Below are 15467 nucleotides of genomic sequence, written 5' to 3'. Positions count from 1 at the left end.
CCATCCCTTGCTTACTATCAGATGAAGGATAACCACGGCACTTTGTTGCCTCAAGGTTAAGTTTTCATCTCCATGGTCGATATGTATCTAGGAACGCAGTTTATCGGCACACGAATAGAAAGTGAGGTTCGTATGGAAATGCGTGATTGGTTCGATGTGGGTTTAATCACCTTTTGGCTACTCGCGTGGGCATCGCTAGTGTATTTTGTGCCCGTTATTTAAGCGAGTTATCCGTGGTGGCGTTGTGGGATGCGCGCTTTAAACGCACTCCCCAACGCACCAGTAACGGTTGTAAATAAATGGGTAACTGAATGGCCCCAATGAGGGGTAAAAATACCGGCCCCAATGCGGCGCCAGCTACTGTATAAGTGAGTAACACGTTGCGGTTCACGGCGGTAACTGCGGCAATCATACTGGCTTCTTCCCCGTATCGCCGGTAGATAATGTACGCAACTGCAAAGAAAAGCATGCATAATGCGACTGAAATTGCTAACAGCTCCAAGGCGTAACCGCTATCCTTCTGCCACATGGCGCCAATCGGACCCACTAAGCCCAGTGGAAAGCTAAACACCAATACAATCGTGAACTGCGCCAGTTTTCCATGAATACGTTTTAATTTTTCAGGCTTAATCCATGCGTGAAACAGCGCGGCCATTCCCATCGGACCAAAAATAAAGATCACAAGCCTCGCAATATAACTGTGTAAGTCGAGTGAGAACGCTTCGCCACTCAATAGGCTCAGATTAATAAAGAGAACAATGGGCATCAGTAACGTCGACGCAATGGTGTATGCCATGGCGATCAATGCGTCCATTTCTAATGAGCGAATAATGGCAGGTGTTGCGAATAACGAGCCAGTGGCACAGATCCCGCTGATCGCGAGTAGCATGGTATCGGAGGCGCCCAGTCCCCATGCAATCGTACAGGTAACGATAGTCAGAACCACGGCATGAACAAACGCATAGAGCCAAACTCGCCATTGCCCGAGTGCTTTTACCAATAAGGACTGATTGATCCCGAGTAAGGTAAATAACATTAATGCGAATAACACATAGGGCAGGTAGGGAAAAAGCGCTAATGAAAGGTCAGGAAACGCAAAACCGATTACAGCGGCAATAAAAAGAAACAACGCAGAATGTCGAGCAAGAAATGCCAGCATAGACAGCACCCTAATCACATGTGTAACGGCAATGTTACCAGCTTTTTTCTGCAAGTGAGTAAAGATTGTTCGTTTTCGTCGATTTATACGCAAAAAAGCCTGATATAGCATGTAGCAGAAGGCAGGTTCAGCAATCGATGTTGTTTAAAATCGACCATATCTCCCATGATTTATCTTAGCTCTTTATTTAACCGAAAATTAACAAAAGTCATTGCGGTGGATAGCCGTGTTTCGGATAAATAAAACTAATGGCTAGGTTGAATTATCATCAGTGTAGAATCTAAGTCACTGTTTCTATAATGCGCCGCGAGTGATTCAGAAAACAAAGCGAGGATCGTATGACAACTGTTACGGCAAACATGCCACGCACACGTCGATCTTACGCGGTGACAATCAAAGGACTGATCGCTCATGCCATGGATGTGTTGTTCACCAGCAACACCAATGCACATGCTTATGATGCAAGCCGTTTACCCGCACATTTGCAACGTGATATTGGCATAAACCGATAAGATGACCTGATAAAAAGTAAAGCGCCATATCATAACGATATGGCGTTTTTTTTGTTCTATCGCGACGGTTAACGTAAAGAAACCGGTGCGCGACTAGTACTTTGGCTTGGATCATGGCAGGTTAGCTATTGACGCTAAACGTATTTTAATGGAGCAACAAACACAATGGGATGGTTTTCTAAATTATTCTCACGAAACGATGCCCCTCGCAAGGCATCAGCCCCAACAGTGACCCCGACTGAGTACAAAGGCTATCTTATTTATCCCGAAGCAACGCCAGAAAACGGGCAGTACCGAGTGTGTGGGCGAATTTGTAAACAGCAGGGACAAGAAACACTCACGCATCAGTTTATCCGCTCAGATTTATTGGGGAATCAGGAAGATGCTAATAGCTTGATGCTAGTCAAAGCCAAAATGATGATTGACCAGAATGGCGATCGCCTATTTTGACCTTACTTCTGGCATGGCCTTCTGCGCCATACCAAAACTAATGCATAAATATTCGAAACAAAAAAAGATAAAATGTAGCACTGATCACATTTACACCAGAATTGCGATCCTTGCCCTGTGGTGATTGTCGCTCAAACTCGTTAAGTTAGTGATGTTGCGTTGCTAAGCATCGGACGCTGACAACAGACTGCACCCACGTCGCACGTGCCTTATGTGGTGCTTGCGGCGTTATTTTTTATCGATTTTTCGCAGTCTTTATGGGTTTTATCAAGGTATGCCTTTTTTTGTCAGTATTATGCCTACAGGTGCTTGATATTTGACCTGTGGTTCGTTACAAAAAATTTCTCATAAGCCAATAGTCAGGGAATAGCTATGCAGATTGGTGTTCCAAAAGAAAGGCTCGTTAATGAAACGAGAGTTGCTGCGACACCAAAGTCGGTGGAGCAGTTGATAAAACTCGGCTTTGAAGTAGCAGTTGAAAAAGGCGCTGGCGAGCTAGCGAGCTTTGAAGACACAGCCTATGAACAAGCCGGGGCGAGTATTGTCGATACCGAAGCCGTTTGGCAATCGGATATCATTTTCAAAGTGAATGCACCGGGTGTGGTTGAAGAGACCGGCCAAGATGAAATTGCGCTCATTAAAGAAGGTGCCACGCTAGTCAGCTTTATTTGGCCAGCGCAAAATGAAGAGTTGCTGGCGCGTTTGGCGGCTCGCAAGATTAATGTGATGGCGATGGACGCGGTGCCAAGGATCTCCCGTGCACAATCGCTGGATGCGCTAAGTTCGATGGCCAACATTGCTGGTTATCGCGCGGTGGTCGAAGCCGCGCATGAGTTTGGCCGTTTCTTCACTGGACAAATCACTGCGGCAGGTAAAGTGCCACCTGCGAAAGTCTTTGTTGCGGGCGCTGGTGTGGCCGGGCTTGCCGCCATTGGTGCCGCAGGTAGCTTAGGGGCGATTGTCCGTGCGTTCGATGTACGCCCTGAAGTGAAAGAACAAGTTGAAAGTATGGGCGCCGAGTTTTTAGAGGCTGATTTTAAACAAGACAATTCAGGCAGTGGCGATGGGTATGCCAAAGAGATGTCTGATGAGTTTAATAAAGCCGCAGAAAAGCTCTACGCTGAACAAGCGCAAGATGTCGATATTATTATCACGACCGCGCTCATCCCCGGCAAACCTGCCCCGAAACTGGTGACCAAAGAGATGGTCGACAGTATGAAACCGGGTAGCGTGATTGTTGATTTGGCCGCTGCAAACGGCGGTAACTGCGAATACACGGAAAAAGATAAAGTGATCACAACACCCAACGGGGTGAAAGTGATTGGCTACACCGATATGGTGGGCCGCTTACCGACGCAGTCATCACAGCTGTATGCCACCAACTTGGTCAACCTCACCAAACTCCTTTGCAAAGAAAAAGATGGCAATATCGGCATTGACTTTGACGATGTGGTGATTCGTGGTGTGACCGTCATCAAAGAAGGTGAAGTCACATGGCCTGCGCCACCGATTCAAGTTTCGGCGCAACCTAAAGCGGCACCGAAGGCCGAGCCTGCGCCGAAAGCCGAGCCTAAGAAAACCTCTCGTGCGACCAAATATGGTTTGATGGCCGCGGCTGCCGGGGCATTTGGGTGGATCGCGAACTATGCGCCGAGCGAGTTTCTTTCTCACTTCACGGTGTTTGTTTTGGCCTGTGTGGTCGGCTACTACGTGGTCTGGAATGTCACTCACGCACTGCATACACCACTGATGTCGGTTACCAATGCGATTTCCGGGATTATTATTGTGGGCGCATTGCTGCAAGTTGGACAAGGCATTGGGTTTGTCACCTTCCTCGCATTCATTGCCGTGTTGATCGCGAGTATCAATATATTTGGCGGCTTTACTGTTACAAAGCGCATGCTTGAAATGTTCCGTAAAGGGTAAGGAGAAACAATGTCTGAAGGATTGGTACAAGCTGCGTACATTGTATCGGCGTTGTGTTTTATTCTGAGTTTGGCTGGACTGTCCAAGCAAGAATCAGCGCGTGCCGGTAACTATTACGGTATTACCGGGATGGCGATCGCATTAGTCGCGACGATTTGGGGTCCTGAAGTACAGGGCGTTGGTTGGATTATTCTTGCGATGGTCATCGGTGGTGCGATTGGTATTTATTATGCCAAGCGTGTTGAAATGACCGAAATGCCTGAGCTGGTGGCCATGCTACATAGCTTTGTAGGTTTGGCTGCGGTACTAGTGGGCTTTAATACCTATATTGATCATCCACCATTGACCGGTGCGATGCTTAATATCCACTTGGTTGAGATCTTCCTCGGTGTATTTATTGGCGCGATTACCTTCACCGGTTCAATTGTCGCCTTTGGTAAACTCCGTGGAGTGATTTCTTCCAAAGCCTTGATGCTGCCACACCGTCACAAGTTGAATCTAGCCGCGGTTGTCGTCTCGTTCTTGTTGCTGATTAGCTTTGTGAATGCGGAAGGGTCAACGGCAGCACTGTTGATTGTAACCGTCATTGCGTTAGCGTTTGGTTATCACCTCGTGGCCTCGATTGGTGGTGCAGACATGCCAGTTGTGGTGTCGATGCTTAACTCCTACTCAGGCTGGGCAGCTGCCGCCGCAGGCTTTATGCTAGCAAACGACCTGTTGATCGTGACGGGTGCGCTGGTAGGTTCGTCGGGTGCGATTCTGTCGTACATCATGTGTAAAGCCATGAACCGTTCGTTTATCAGTGTGATTGCGGGTGGGTTTGGTTCTGATGGTACGGCGTCATCCGGTGACGAGGAGATGGGTGAGTACCGTGAAGTGACCGCCGAAGAGGTTGCTGAGATGCTGAAAGACTCAAAAAGCGTCATCATCACCCCAGGCTATGGCATGGCGGTTGCTCAGGCGCAGTATCCCGTCTATGAAGTGACAGAGAAGCTTCGTGGGATGGGTATTGACGTACGTTTTGGTATTCACCCTGTTGCGGGTCGTTTGCCCGGTCACATGAACGTATTGTTAGCCGAAGCGAAAGTCCCTTATGACATCGTGTTGGAAATGGATGAAATCAACGATGATTTCCCTGAAACGGACACTGTCTTGGTGATTGGCGCGAACGATACGGTTAACCCTGCCGCGACCGAAGACCCGTCAAGCCCGATTGCAGGTATGCCAGTGCTTGAAGTGTGGAATGCACGCAACGTGGTGGTATTTAAGCGTTCTATGAATACCGGCTATGCTGGGGTACAAAACCCGCTGTTCTTTAAAGAGAACAGTGCGATGTTGTTTGGTGATGCGAAACAAAGCGTTGAGGCAATATTTAAAGCGCTTTGATTGGCAAAAAGCATCAATATAGGTATAAAGAGTCAGCGAAGGCTGGCTCTTTTTTTGGGCGGGAGGGTTCACGTTGAACTGCGGTGTCATCGTTACCGATTGCTTTCATCGTGTGCAATACACCGAACTTACATTGCACTGACATTTCATTCACGTTGGGTGATAAGCTTGCGACTATGCGAATCCTGCTGTTAATGACCCTGGCGCTTATGGCGGTGCCAACGAGTGCTGCAAGCTCTTTCTCTGAACAAATGACAGCGTTCAGAGCACAGCTATTGCTTGCCGATCCGGTGGCACGATATAACCTCATTGGCATTAATCGCGCCTTCCCCAAGGTCTTACTCAGTCCCGACAGTTTATTGCCACAAACCGCTAATTACCCGCTTAAAGACATTCGTCGTTTGTACCAAGCCGCACAAAAGTGCCAAGGGCCGTGGCCTGTTCACCCCAAAGTGACTGAGCCTTTAGTGTTCACGCGCGCCATGTGTAATCACACTCAGTTGCCGGTTGCTTGGTTTTCCCGCTCAGGGTTTATCCATCCAGGAGGAGGCAGCTATGCGGCGAAATATGTCGAACAATTTCCGTCTCGGCGCAGTGAGCTGACCCGATTTTTTCATATTCAAGAACGGCCAACGGCTCAACCGGATACCTTGTTGGGGCGGTTGCAGCGTATGGATAACGCTGCTGTCGAAGCGCTGAATAGTGGTGCGAAATCGCTACTCAGTAGTGATGAAATGTGGGTTCGTGTCGGTAGCTATTATCACTTGTACCCTTCGACACAATGGCAGCCATTATTAGCAGAATTCGATTTGCGTTTGTCCGCGATGGGCGAACAAGATTTTTGTTTGGCGCGCGTGGGAAACATTTGCTGGAATGAAGAAAAAGCGCCGACGTATTGGCCCTATTTGGTTGGTGCTTTGATTGTTATCAACCTTGCGGCGCTCGGAGGTTGGGCATTTAACCGTTGGACGGTTCAGCGCCGGTTGATGCAAGAGCGGATGCTGGTGCTACAGATCCTCACCCACGAACTGCGTACGCCGATTGCCAGCCTCTCAATGACGGTGGAAGGGTTTAGGCGCAAGTTTGATACCTTGCCTGAGTCATTTTATGACGAGTTTCGACGCTTGTGTGAGGATGCACGTCGCTTAAAGCAGTTAGCGGAAGCGAGCAAAGACTATTTACAATCGAACCAAAAGCCGTTGAATAAAGAGACGATCCCTTCACTAAAAGACTGGTTGGGGTACATCTGTGACGAGCACAATGTCACTATGTATGTCTCGCAAGATGGTGCCGTCAGTGCCAATGTATATTGGCTAGCAACCTCATTGAACAATTTGATCGCTAATGCGGTCAAATACGGTGTGGCACCGGTTGAAGTGCGCGCACAGGTATTGTCAGATCGTTTTACGATCGCGATTCAGGATCAGGGCGACCTGACTGCCAAGGACTGGAAACATATTCGTAAACCCTTTGTTAGTCAAAGTGGCTTAGGCCTCGGACTAACTATCGTGGAATCTATGATTGAGCGGATGGGGGGTAAGCTAAGCTTATCTGGCCCGCCCACTACATTTACTTTGGAGATTCATTGTGACGCAAGCGACGTTACTTCTGGTTGAAGATGATGCCAACTTGGCTGATGGCCTACTTGCCAGTTTAGAGCAGGCCGGTTACCGTTGTTTATACGCCGATAGCGCGACAAAAGTGGCAGAGCTATGGCGTGATGCAGATTTGGTGATCCTCGATCGCCAGTTACCCGAAGGCGACTCAATTGATTGGTTGCCTGACTGGAACAAACTCAAAACGGTACCTGTGATTTTGCTGACCGCGATGGTCTCCGTGCGTGACCGTGTCGGCGGCCTTGACTCGGGTGCCACCGACTACATCACCAAACCTTTTGCTGAAGCAGAATTGCTGGCACGTATTCGTGTTCACCTGCGTAACCCTGTTGGTGAAGTCGATGCATCCAGCGATGAAATTGTTGTTAACGATGTGCGCATTGATACTGCAAGTCGCGCAGTAATGTGTGGCGAGCAAGAAGTCGTACTGACACGGACTGAGTTTGATTTGCTTCATTTCCTGGCTAAAAATGCGGGCCGAGTGTTCACACGGGATGAGCTACTGGATCAGGTTTGGGGCTACAACCATTACCCAACGACGCGCACGGTTGATACGCACATTTTGCAACTTCGCCAAAAGTTGCCTTCAGTGAATATTGAGACATTGCGTGGCGTTGGCTACCGCATGAAAGCATAATGCGTTTACGACTCACGCACGGTTTATTCGCTGCTGCCTTGATAGCAGGTGGTACTCAAGCGGCCTGGTTTGATGGTAATGATGCCTTGACCAGCGCCCATCAACGCCTGCTGGAAGGGAACACAGCAGGCAGTATGGACGCCATGATTGAAGCCTGGCAGCAGCCAAATCTATCCGCTTCGCGTCAGCAGCACTTGGCGCAGCTGCTTGCGTTGGCGATAACCGAAGATTGCGGGCGGAGCTTGAGTCAGCAGACGATGCCAGATTGGCTGAGCAATTTATCCCTGCGCCGTGAAACGGTGCAGACGACCAGCCGTGTCTATTATCGTTTGCAAGTTCGCGGTGAATCTCAGCCCGGTATTGCCCGTTTTTCGCTGAAACATTGGCCTGATGAAACCATTATTTCGCAGCGTTTGAGTGGTCAAAACCAACACCAGTGGTTGCTAGAGCAAGATGGCCTTTCTGAGCCAGTGAAAGAAGGGCTTTATCAGCTTGAGGTGACGTCAGTAGAAGGAGAAACATGGACCAGCTGGTTATTGATGACGCAGCCTCAACCCTTGCAAAAAATCAGCTGGAAAGACACGCGAAGTTGGCGGATAGCCCCGCCTGACAGCTTAGACTCTACGTGTCAGCGCCCGTTTCTGACGCTCAATCTATATCCTCACAATCAGCCAGATGGTGCACCGATATGGTCGGTCGAAAAGCACAAACGCCTGCCCACGACGTTGCCAGTGCTGGATGTACCGAACGGCCAGTATTGGTTTAGTGTGGCGCTGATTGAAAGACGCTGGCAAGGTGCTTTGTCTGTTGAGGAAGTGCAGCGAATTGGCCGGGCGATTGATTTACCGGATTTGGATCCGGATGCGCTTCGCGCAATAAAGCCCGACTGACCAAGGTGTTACACGGCTTAAACCTGACATTGTTCACATCTTTTGACCTTACCTGATCGCGCTGGTTGCCAAGCCGCTACGCTCTTTAGATAAAACGAAGAGGAAAGCGAGGCAACCTAATGCACGATAAAAAACACCTACTTGTGCTTGCACTTGCAGCATGCACAGGGTCTGCAGTGGCAGCGACCAATCCTACCGATGCGCGAACAAATGCGATGGGTGGGGCTGCGGTCGCAGCAGGCGACTACTTATCTGCGGGATTTCACAACCCTGCCTTGGCGGCACTTGACCCTGACAGCGCGTTTGGGGTGGTTTTTCCTTATCTTGGCGCAGAAGTGCGTGACCCAGATAAGCTCATGGATGATTTAGACGATATCTCTGATGCTTACGATAACAACGACCTAACGGCTGCGCAGCAAGCAATGCGAAATGCGCAGGGTGATCAGGCGCACTTGGATGCGGGGGTCGGTGCAGCTGTGGGGATCCCAACTGGCTCTATCTCTGCGACACTCTATGCTTCAGGGATCATCGAAGGTGCAATCTTACCGGATATTAAAGACAGCGATATTACCACACCGTCGATTAACCCCAGCTCGACCGCGACCATCGTTGCCGTGGGGGTGGGTGAGCTGGGTGTTGCGCTTGCATCAAACGTGGAAATTGCCGGTCAACGTATCGCGGTGGGTGTCTCCCCAAAATTGCAGCGCATCACAACCTACAACTATGGCGTCTCGGTTGATTCTTATGACACCGATGACTGGGATGATAGCCGTTACCGTGAAGAAGATAACGCCTTTAACATTGATGTCGGGGCGGTGTGGCAAACTGGCCCTTATCGCGTCGGCTTAGCCGGTAAAAACCTGATCAGTAACGATGTGGACACAGTGACAAGTAGTACAACGGGTCACAGCTTTACCTATGAGGTAGGGCCACAGTTTACGCTTGGCTCGGCGTTTGTCTCCGACTTTGTCACCATTGCCGGCGATATCGACTTAAACAAGAGCAAAGGGTTTAAAGGCACGCTGAATATTGACGATGATACCCAGTTTTTCCGGATCGGGGCTGAATTTGATGCCTTTGGCCATGCCCAATTACGCACTGGTTATCGCGCGGATATGAAAGATAACGTTGAAGACGCGTTTACACTGGGTCTAGGCTTGTCACCCTTTGGGGTGGTCAACGTGGATATCGCGGCAAGTATCATTGATAGCAACAGCTATGGGGGCTCAGCCCAACTCGCATTTACTTTCTAAGCTCGCGGTGACGAAAAGTCGATGACAACGCAAAAGGCAGGCCCTAAAATAGCCTGCCTTTCTAATAGATGAGCGTATTTATGTTCGACGGTATTACATTGACGCATGATGAGCAGCAACAGGCTGCAGAGCGTATTCACGCTTTGATGGCAGAGGGCATGAGTAGTGGTGAAGCCATCATGAAAGTCGCGGCAGAGATCAGAGCACAAGCAGCAGCGGCCTCAGCGTCTGAAGAGTAAGAAAAAGCAGCAGAATATGCTGCTTTTTTATTTACAATTCACCGGATCCCTGATTTATTTAATAGTAGAGAGGTCAAGGGAGTCGGGGATGAGTCACGCGGTCGAACAAGCAAGAGAGTGGGCACGAGTCAGGCATGCGCTGCAACGATATGGTGCGCAGTCTTATCGCTGCCATCTCGATCATGTAGAGCGTATTGCTGCACCATATGGTGAAGACGCGCGTATTGTCGCTCAGTTGCATGATATTCTTGAAGACACCGCCACTCGCGTCGAAGAAATCGCCGAGCGCTTTGGGCCGACGATAGCGCGAGCGGTTATGCTGGTGACCGATCCGCGCAAACCGACCCGACATGAGAGAAAACGGGCACTCAACCAACGTTTGATCGCGCTGGATCCCAGCGATGAAGCCGCATGGCTCGCCTTGGTTGTCAAAACCTGTGACCGTCTTGCCAATGTGATCGCAAGCAGTGAACACAGTCCACCGCGTTTTCAGCAATATCAACGAGAGCATGGCGGCTTTCGGGTGGCCGTATATCGCCCTGGTCTATGTGATAATTTATGGGCGGAGTTGGATGGTCTGATTGATGCCGGCCAGCAAGCCGACCGACATCCCGATCACCAACTTCACGCCTCGATATCGTAGACAGTCGGAATGGGTTGACGTTTGTGCTGGGTGGATTGATAGACCTGAATGATCTTCTCTTTCACCGCCTCATCGACGGGCTTGCCTTCCAAGAAGTTATCAATTTGCTCATAGGTCAGCTGAAGCGCGTCTTCATCGGCTTTTTGTGGTGATAACTCCTCCAAATCCGCGGTCGGGACTTTATTGACCAATACCTCTGGCGCACCCAGTGCCGCAGCTAGTTGGCGCACTTGTCGCTTGCTTAATCCAAATAGAGGAGCAAGGTCGCAGGCACCATCACCGTACTTGGTATAGAAACCAGTAATGTTTTCCGCAGAATGATCGGTCCCAATTACCAACCCTTGAGTTAGTCCAGCAATCTCGTATTGAGCGACCATGCGGGCGCGTGCTTTGACGTTACCTTTGACGAAATCAAGGGTGCCTTCGTTATCGGGTAACAGATCCACCGCCGCGACGGCATCTAATACCGCACCGTGCATGCCATCAACACCGGGTTTGACATTGACCGTGACCGTTTTGCTTGGCTTGATGAACGACAATGCCAATTGCGCTTCGTCTTCATCTTTTTGCACGCCATAGGGCAACCGCACGGCGATAAATTGATAGTGATTACGGCCGATCTCTTCGTTCAATTGCTCAACGGCTAGCTGGGCTAATCGACCACAAGTTGAAGAATCAACGCCCCCGCTAATACCTAACACCAGGCTGCGCGTTCCCGAGCGGGTGAGCATGGTCTTAATGAAGTGAATGCGGCGTGTAATTTCTGCTTGTGGATCGATAAAAGGTTGAACGCGCATTTCTTCGCGGATGTGTTGTTCCATGTTGTGTTCCTCTTGATTTCGCTTGCATGCGACCGACGTGATGATTCTTATTGGGTTATTGTGCATGATCTCGCAAAGCTTGGGTATAGCTACGCCACGATTAACCGTTATCACTGGTTACGAGATGGCCAATAGCGTCGATCCACTTCGCTGATGGTCGCGCAATCAGGCAGATAGATGTAAACTTCGTGGCAAAGAGGAATGATATGACTGAAAAAATTGCCATTTTTGGCAGTGCGTTTAATCCGCCCACACGCGGGCATGCTTCTGTTATCGAACAGTTGACGCATTTTGATCGCGTATTGCTGGTACCAAGTTATAAGCATGCGTGGGGAAAAACGATGGCCTCGTTTGAGCAGCGTTGCCAATGGGTTGATGCCTTTATTCACGATTTGAACATGCCGCAGGCCTCGTGCTGTCGCCTTGAAGCAGAGCTGGGTAAAAATGGTGACGCTGTCACAACTTATATGTTGCTGACCGCGCTGCAGGCACACTATTGCCACGCCGATCTGACTTTTGTCGTCGGGCCAGATAACTTATTAAAGTTCGGCCAGTTTGCGCATAGTGAGCAGATCCTGGCGCGTTGGTCCGTGCTAGGAATGCCAGAATCCGTCAATGTACGCAGTACGTATATCCGCGATCGGCTGGCAAAAGGGCTGCCAGTCGACGACTTGACGACTCCAAGTGTTGCCGAGCAACTCAGCGATACAGCATTCTCGTTCTCTGATTAAGCGAGTACAGCGTGATATTCGTCGGATAGCGCAAGGGCTACATCGTAAGATAGCCCAAGCGAGGTTGCAGCAGCTTCCAGTTTGTTGCCGGATTTAAGCTGCGCCCTTAACTGGCGGACAGTGAGGTACTCGCACAACGCTGAATAGGTAAGCTGAGTGCAGGCCTGGAAGGTAAAATGCGCGTTGTCACCTTCGAGTGGCCGCCCAGCATTCGCTTGATCAACACAGGCCGCTACACATTGATAGCTAGCGTCGTTTGCGATTGCGGGTGATAGCGTCACCAGCTGATCGAGCAGTACCCCATGCAGGCGACGCGTTGCCGGTGTGTTTTGGTTAGCACCGGATAACGGCTCTAGTGCTGTGAGTCCGGCATGCAATAATGTGCTGGGTATCACGTGGCCCGCAGACTGAGGAAGTGACACCGTCACTCTAGGTGATACCGTTAGCTGATGCAGGCTGGTGTGTGGCGTGATCATCAGTGCGTATAGACAATCAAACGGGAGCCAAAAGCCTTGGCCAGCGTACACGGGAATATCGTGTTTACCGAGACGTACGAGAACTAAACCGATTTCTACGTATAAGAAAGTGGCGGTATGGCGACGCTTTCGCGGGGTAAGCACGAGGCGATCTTGGTGATAGGCGTTGTATTCGCTGGTGTACTTCATGTCTAGCTCTCATTTTTACAGGCCGGCAATGTTGAGCACTTTTAAACAAGAGGTCAAGCCCCAATATGATCGAGGGAACTCACGAGTAAAGCATAGGTCTGACCTCCAACCTCTATAAAATGTCGCTGGATTAACTTTGAATCCTTGTTTGACCGCGTAGAATGGCGCGGTTTTTATCAAATGAAACGGAAGAACGTGCAAACAGTTAACGATCCTTACCAAGACATCCGCCCTTATCATGATGATGAGGTACCTGCAGCGATTCATCGCTTGATCCAAGACGATGAATTTATCAATGCGATCTTATCCTATCGTTATCCTCATGCTTCGGGCCCGCTAGGGTGGTTACTTAAGCCCGCACTTAAACTTTACCTCACCCAAAAGTGGCGCAACATTAAAACTGTACAAGACGTACAGCTGCATGTCGCGAGTTACATGCGCAAGATGATCAAAACATCATGTGACAACGTCACTGTTTCGGGGGTCGAGCACCTTTCGCCGGATAAAGCGTATCTCTTTGTCTCTAATCATCGTGATATTGCGATGGATCCCGCTCTGGTCAATTGGTGTTTGCATCAGCAAGGCTTAGATACAGTGCGTATCGCGATTGGTGATAATTTGTTGCGTAAACCCTGTGCGACCGAGCTGATGAAGCTAAATAAGAGCTTTATCGTCAAACGCTCCGCCAGAGCGCCGCGTGAAATGATGAAATCGCTCTCTCAGCTGTCGGCGTACATACGCCATTCATTAGATGAAGGCCAGTCTATCTGGATTGCTCAGCGGGAAGGGCGTGCAAAAACAGGATTAGACATGACCGATCCTGCCATCCTTAAGATGTTCTACATGGAAGGGCGCAAAAACAAGCAATCCTTTGATGAGTACATGCAGGCACTAAACATCGTTCCGGTAGCCATCTCATATCAAAATGATCCTTGCGACTTAGACAAAGCGACTGAGCTAGATGCCGTCAACCGTTTGGGCGCTTACGAAAAGAGTGAATTTGAAGATATTCAAACGATTGTAAAAGGCATTGTGGGGCAGAAGCGTCAAGTTCATGTCGCCTTCGGTGCACCTGTGACGGTGTCACAATCAACACCAGAGACTTTAGCGGCGGATATTGATCGGCAAATTCACTGTCTATATCGACTTTATCCAGCTAACTATATCGCGGCGGGGGAAGCGCATGACAGTGTTACCGCCGAAGAGCGCGAGCTGTTTGAACAAAAGTTGGCACAAGCACCTGAGGTAGCACGCGATTATATTCGTCAGATGTATGCGAATCCGGTGATTAATGCGCAACGTGCCGCCAGTGATCAAGCGACGACATCGATAGACCAGTAGTGACAAGGTCACCTATTGCTAGCGTGAAGGCGATCCCACACGGGCGGATCGCCTACTTCTTCGAGCATAAAGTCGATAAACTCGCGTACTTTAGGGGCTAAATGTTTGCGGCGAGGGTAGACGATATAAATCGGAAGCGCGAGGCAGGGACGCCAATCTGGTAAGATCTCAACCAGCTCACCTTTTTGAAGTTCATCATCGAGGAGGTAGGTCGCTAAATAGGCAACCCCCATCCCCGCTTTTACAGCTTCAAGCACGGCAGGGGCGTTATTGATGTTATAGCGGCCCGATACGCGAACTACTTGCTCATTGCCTGCTTTATTGAATGGCCATTTATCATAGCTGCGCTCGCGACTTTGATAGGTGATACAGTCATGGTGCCTCAAATCACTCAATTGACTTGGTGTTCCTTGCCGAGCTAAATAGTCCGGCGAGGCAACCAGTTTAAATTGGCAATCCGCGAGCTTGCGAGCCACCATTCCCTCTGGCGGTTGTTCATGGATCGCGACCCAGCAATCATAGCCTTCTTCAACCAGATTAGGGCGATGATCAAAGAGTGTAATATCGAGATCGAGCGCAGGGTACTTTTGCCGAAATGTGGCAAAACTGCGCGTGATCAGCGTGTTACCAAATGACTGTGCGACACCGATACGTAACTTGCCCGTCACTTCGTCACGATAACCTGCCACCATGGCTTCCGCTTCGTCTAGCGTTGCCATAAGTTGCGCACCATAGTCGGCGTATTGTGCGCCGATTTCCGTTAGCGACACAGAGCGCGTATTCCGCTGTACCAATTGCACCCCCAACCTGTCTTCCAAATAACGCACTTGCTTACTGACTTGAGACTTTGAAATCCCTAACCTTTCTGCTGCGCGAGTGAAGTGTTGTTCTTGAGCCACGGTAGCCAAAACAACAATTTGTTGAAGGTGATCAAGCATTGCTTACGCTTCCCTGAAAGTTGGTAGCCAGAAGCGTACCACAGTTCAACCCAGCTCGGGAGAGCAGGGCATCATTTAGTGACGCCGTCACGTCATTAGTTGAGAGACCCAAAGTGGCTATTGCACTTATTTCATAAAATACTATCCAAGCGTGACAACTTACCAACTGCCAAGCTCGCTTATCGCTTCGATCATTCTATGACCAATGACGGGTCCACCTATCGCCTTCTGTTATCTCTAACGAAATAAAATTACTATTT

The 15467-nt window shown here is 49.6% G+C and carries 16 protein-coding genes; 12 read left to right on the top strand and 4 right to left on the bottom strand.

Annotated elements, in window-relative coordinates:
• Positions 1–214: 214 nt before the first annotated feature.
• Positions 215–1159 carry a hypothetical protein gene (locus BZG82_RS05110; protein WP_198928536.1) on the bottom strand — a complete coding sequence of 315 codons (945 nt, stop codon included), beginning with the start codon at positions 1157–1159 and terminating at the stop codon, positions 215–217.
• A gap of 338 nt (positions 1160–1497) precedes the next feature.
• Between BZG82_RS05110 and BZG82_RS16475 the strand changes: the two genes are divergently transcribed.
• The 10 genes from BZG82_RS16475 (at position 1498) to BZG82_RS05065 (ending at position 10711) form a co-directional block, all read left to right on the top strand.
• Positions 1498–1671: a hypothetical protein gene (locus BZG82_RS16475; RefSeq protein WP_167315127.1), complete on the top strand. Its 174-nt coding sequence runs from the start codon at positions 1498–1500 to the stop codon at positions 1669–1671.
• Between the two features lie 165 nt (positions 1672–1836).
• Entirely contained in the window at positions 1837–2121 is a 285-nt protein-coding gene (locus BZG82_RS05105) for an HlyU family transcriptional regulator (protein ID WP_069586631.1), read from the top strand.
• A gap of 372 nt (positions 2122–2493) precedes the next feature.
• Positions 2494–4047, top strand: a complete 1554-nt coding sequence (pntA, locus tag BZG82_RS05100) for a Re/Si-specific NAD(P)(+) transhydrogenase subunit alpha (protein ID WP_077481639.1) — start codon at positions 2494–2496, stop codon at positions 4045–4047.
• Between the two features lie 9 nt (positions 4048–4056).
• A complete protein-coding gene (pntB, locus tag BZG82_RS05095; RefSeq protein WP_077481637.1) occupies positions 4057–5433 on the top strand; it encodes a Re/Si-specific NAD(P)(+) transhydrogenase subunit beta in 1377 nt (458 codons plus the stop codon).
• Between the two features lie 176 nt (positions 5434–5609).
• A complete protein-coding gene (locus tag BZG82_RS05090) occupies positions 5610–7049 on the top strand; it encodes an ATP-binding protein (RefSeq protein WP_077765305.1) in 1440 nt (479 codons plus the stop codon).
• Positions 7021–7686: a response regulator transcription factor gene (locus BZG82_RS05085; protein ID WP_077457738.1), complete on the top strand. Its 666-nt coding sequence runs from the start codon at positions 7021–7023 to the stop codon at positions 7684–7686. Before BZG82_RS05090 ends, BZG82_RS05085 begins: the two co-directional genes overlap by 29 nt.
• Entirely contained in the window at positions 7686–8576 is an 891-nt protein-coding gene (locus tag BZG82_RS05080; RefSeq protein ID WP_077675272.1) for a DUF2861 family protein, read from the top strand. Before BZG82_RS05085 ends, BZG82_RS05080 begins: the two co-directional genes overlap by 1 nt.
• Before the next feature lie 119 nt (positions 8577–8695).
• Positions 8696–9829 (top strand): conjugal transfer protein TraF, encoded by a 1134-nt coding sequence (locus BZG82_RS05075; RefSeq protein ID WP_077765304.1) that lies wholly within the window; start codon positions 8696–8698, stop codon positions 9827–9829.
• Between the two features lie 80 nt (positions 9830–9909).
• Positions 9910–10068 carry a YoaH family protein gene (locus BZG82_RS05070; protein ID WP_077480879.1) on the top strand — a complete coding sequence of 53 codons (159 nt, stop codon included), beginning with the start codon at positions 9910–9912 and terminating at the stop codon, positions 10066–10068.
• Positions 10069–10156: 88 nt separating this feature from the next.
• Positions 10157–10711, top strand: coding sequence for an HD domain-containing protein (locus BZG82_RS05065; RefSeq protein WP_077765303.1), 555 nt, complete (start codon positions 10157–10159; stop codon positions 10709–10711).
• On the opposite strand, the gene nadE is transcribed toward BZG82_RS05065, so the two are convergent.
• Positions 10693–11532 carry an ammonia-dependent NAD(+) synthetase gene (gene nadE, locus BZG82_RS05060; protein ID WP_077765302.1) on the bottom strand — a complete coding sequence of 280 codons (840 nt, stop codon included), beginning with the start codon at positions 11530–11532 and terminating at the stop codon, positions 10693–10695. The two genes, BZG82_RS05065 and nadE, sit on opposite strands and share 19 nt — an antisense overlap.
• 206 nt (positions 11533–11738) lie before the next feature.
• Between nadE and BZG82_RS05055 the strand changes: the two genes are divergently transcribed.
• Complete coding sequence (locus BZG82_RS05055) at positions 11739–12263, top strand: nicotinate-nicotinamide nucleotide adenylyltransferase (protein ID WP_077765301.1); 525 nt, start codon at positions 11739–11741, stop codon at positions 12261–12263.
• Here the strand turns inward: BZG82_RS05055 and BZG82_RS05050 are convergent.
• A complete protein-coding gene (locus BZG82_RS05050) occupies positions 12260–12928 on the bottom strand; it encodes a hypothetical protein (RefSeq protein ID WP_077765300.1) in 669 nt (222 codons plus the stop codon). The two genes, BZG82_RS05055 and BZG82_RS05050, sit on opposite strands and share 4 nt — an antisense overlap.
• A gap of 195 nt (positions 12929–13123) precedes the next feature.
• Between BZG82_RS05050 and BZG82_RS05045 the strand changes: the two genes are divergently transcribed.
• Positions 13124–14269, top strand: a complete 1146-nt coding sequence (locus tag BZG82_RS05045; protein WP_077480889.1) for a lysophospholipid acyltransferase family protein — start codon at positions 13124–13126, stop codon at positions 14267–14269.
• Between the two features lie 8 nt (positions 14270–14277).
• Here the strand turns inward: BZG82_RS05045 and BZG82_RS05040 are convergent, their stop codons facing one another.
• Positions 14278–15207: a LysR family transcriptional regulator gene (locus tag BZG82_RS05040; RefSeq protein ID WP_077480891.1), complete on the bottom strand. Its 930-nt coding sequence runs from the start codon at positions 15205–15207 to the stop codon at positions 14278–14280.
• Between the last annotated feature and the right edge of the window lie 260 nt (positions 15208–15467).

The organism is Salinivibrio sp. PR5 (genome assembly GCF_001996085.1).
In the GTDB taxonomy this organism is placed as follows: domain Bacteria; phylum Pseudomonadota; class Gammaproteobacteria; order Enterobacterales; family Vibrionaceae; genus Salinivibrio; species Salinivibrio proteolyticus.
The sequence above is the reverse complement of the archived record's forward strand: the minus strand, read 5'-3'. Positions and strand labels throughout refer to the sequence as shown.